At 52.8% G+C, this 2743-nt stretch carries 4 protein-coding genes; all 4 read left to right on the top strand.

Going from position 1 to position 2743, the window contains the following annotated elements:
• The first annotated feature begins 1223 nt into the window (after window positions 1-1223).
• A complete protein-coding gene (locus BG842_RS25600) occupies window positions 1224-1520 on the top strand; it encodes a thermonuclease family protein (RefSeq protein ID WP_254663487.1) in 297 nt (98 codons plus the stop codon).
• A 253-nt stretch (window positions 1521-1773) separates the two neighbouring features.
• Entirely contained in the window at window positions 1774-2250 is a 477-nt protein-coding gene (locus BG842_RS25595) for a hypothetical protein (RefSeq protein WP_069452285.1), read from the top strand.
• A gap of 76 nt (window positions 2251-2326) precedes the next feature.
• On the top strand, window positions 2327-2593 hold the full coding sequence (locus BG842_RS25590; RefSeq protein ID WP_069452995.1) for a hypothetical protein: 267 nt from the start codon (window positions 2327-2329) through the stop codon (window positions 2591-2593).
• Window positions 2532-2711 carry a HalOD1 output domain-containing protein gene (locus BG842_RS33355; RefSeq protein ID WP_394327502.1) on the top strand — a complete coding sequence of 60 codons (180 nt, stop codon included), beginning with the start codon at window positions 2532-2534 and terminating at the stop codon, window positions 2709-2711. Before BG842_RS25590 ends, BG842_RS33355 begins: the two co-directional genes overlap by 62 nt.
• The last annotated feature ends 32 nt before the right edge of the window (window positions 2712-2743 follow it).

Below are 2743 nucleotides of genomic sequence, written 5' to 3'. Positions count from 1 at the left end.
TCACCGTGAACCTCGAGGCGATGGATATCGCCAACCGTGCTCAATAGTCGGGCATCGAGAGTGGTTGGGAAATTCACGACTGTTTTACAAAGTCGATCGGGGAGGTGTGAGTGACCGTCCAGTACTGGAGGTGAGTCTCATCAGCAGTTGACAATCGAATTAACTGTGATCGTTATCGGTTTCATCGACGCCTCTTGAAATGGCTTTGCGAGATCATCAGAATGAATTCGAGTCTGAGGCGTGGGTTTTGGGTGGAAAGTCGTCATTTGCTGTAGAACGTCTTGAGGCGTTGTCTAGTGGTTTATCCGCATTAGCAACGGGTAGGTATTGTGTCGTCAAACCCCATGTCTTGTGCAACTGTGTTGCAACATAGAATTAAGATCAGGGAAATCTCGTAGTGACCGCTGTACACTGCAAGCGGTCACTGATGGTGACATCCGAGAACGACAATCGGAATCATTTAAAGTTAATATTCAATCGAAGTTATTCAAGAATCACATCACGGAGCTACTCATCGCGACAGGAGATAGTCGAGTAGCCGTATCATCAGTGAAGGATGTGGTGGCCATGAAGGTCCACCCATCACCCTCAAAGCAGGGGAAATATCCCTGCTCCATGTCTGCTGCTCCGCGTGAAAGGACAGCAGATTGCTGTACGGGAGTGGGGTCTTAACTTGCAACTCTCGCGAGAGCCGAATTCCGATGACGTTCGTCGGGGACAGGCGCAGACACGATGGTGAGACAGCACAGGACAGTCAGCAGCAGATCAAGGAAGTGCTCGGCGACGAGCATTCGGGCGAGCAATTTGATGTGTTTCCGTCACCGCCGGACATTATTCGGCATTCCAATGTTGAACTAAGCAGAGTAACCATCTCCAGGATGCAGCGATCCCTCCTCTTTTCGGACTTCTCCTGGTTATCATCCTCGCAGGTTGTCTCGTGGCTTGGATTCGTGGTAGTAACGACGCCACAACAACAACGACGGGAATGGAAACACAGACGACCTCGATCGTAGCACGACCACAGCAGAACCGACTACTGCAACAATGACCACACAGAACCCCAGTCGGAGGCATGGACGCAGACGACGTATCTACGCAACCAACGACCGCGAATATTGATACTCCAGAGGATAGCGAGCGCTTCCAAGCGCGTGGACTAAAGTCGTCGATCGACGACGCTCGAGATCAATACGACGGAAGACCGAATCGTCGACTTGATCGGCGTGAGTGTTCCTGAGAGCGGTCCAATCCACACGAAGGCAGTTCGCTATACGAAGTCCCAAGTGGATCATCAAATCGTGACCGTCGTCTCTGATCCACAGGTGAACACAACAGATGACGGTCACATGCACCCGTACGTCTACATCGGCAATTTCATGTTCAACACGGATTTGGTCTGTATCGGCTACGCTCGCGTGCCAGACGGTCAGTTCAGCAAACGCCAGGAGTTCATGCGCAAACAACAGCAGGCCAAACAACGCGGCTATGGCCGCTGGAACACGACCACGACAGCAGCTTGATCACTCTCAGTTGACGAACGTTCTGTATTGGACATTTACTGCTCCATGGTGCAATAGGCAGACGTGGGTACATCTGCTACCGACAGAAGAACAGCACCGCTAGTCTTTACTAGGTGACTCCAAATGGTCGCGTTTGGAACATACCAGTACCCATAGATAGTACGATACAGCGATGAAGTGCGTATCTGTCCAATATGGTCGGAAAAACAGTGTCTACCGGTATTTTTTTTTGTTTGACGCCTCAGCATCGACTATGGCGGGGAACGAGCCACCTCCCGACGAGTGGGAGAACGATTCCAGTCAGTCCACCGGGGAGAGTGCTGCCGAGCGTGATCTCGACATCGATGTCTCGGAAGTTGTCCTCGAATTACAACCCGTATTCGAGGCGATTTCCCATCCACGACGACGCTACCTCGTCTATACCCTCGCCGAAGAAACCGAATGGTCACTCGATGACCTTGCGACCAAACTCGCTGCCTGGGAGACTGATACGAAAGAGGCGAACATCGCGACGCTCACGCGCCAGGGGATGTACACGTCGCTCTATCACTCTCATGTTCCGAAACTCGTCGACTTGGACGTGATCGAGTTTGATGCAGATACCGAGACGATCACGCCAGGTCCACATGCAGTGCAGGTGTTGACGGCGTTGGAGGGTGCCGGTGGCAGTCTCGACAATCGACAAGAAACACACGCTCGCAGCGAGTTCGACCGGGAGGACACTCGGTAACCCATGGCTGCCCAAAGAGGTATCACTGCCTCGGGCTCGACAGTACGATAGGATATTTTCACACGGAGGACGACAGATGACCACAAGTAATGACCAAACCGATGATGGCACCAAACTTGCACAGGACGGAAACGGACCCGACGATCCCGACATGGCGTTTATGACACAGGCCCATTACGAACGAGAGAGCCACCGCGATCTCACCACCGAAATCATGTTCGCAATCGCGGACGCCGCAGACGTTGCGCCCGTCGACATCAAAGATCCCCCGTTATACGAGTGTGTGGATATTGCCGCGATTGAAGACGGCTTCTTCGGCCGAAGGTCGCCGACAGACCCGTGATAGTGAGGGGAGTGTTTCCTTCCGATATAACCAGTATCACGTCGAGGTTGCGAGTGATGGGTGGATTACGGTGTCCGAGCCTACTGCGTACGGCGACTGTATTACCCGAGTATACTGATTCGGTGTACTCCGCAGGAGTTCTTCCCGAGT

Source organism: Haladaptatus sp. W1 (genome assembly GCF_001723155.1).
Lineage (GTDB): Archaea > Halobacteriota > Halobacteria > Halobacteriales > Haladaptataceae > Haladaptatus > Haladaptatus paucihalophilus.
The sequence above is the reverse complement of the archived record's forward strand: the minus strand, read 5'-3'. Positions and strand labels throughout refer to the sequence as shown.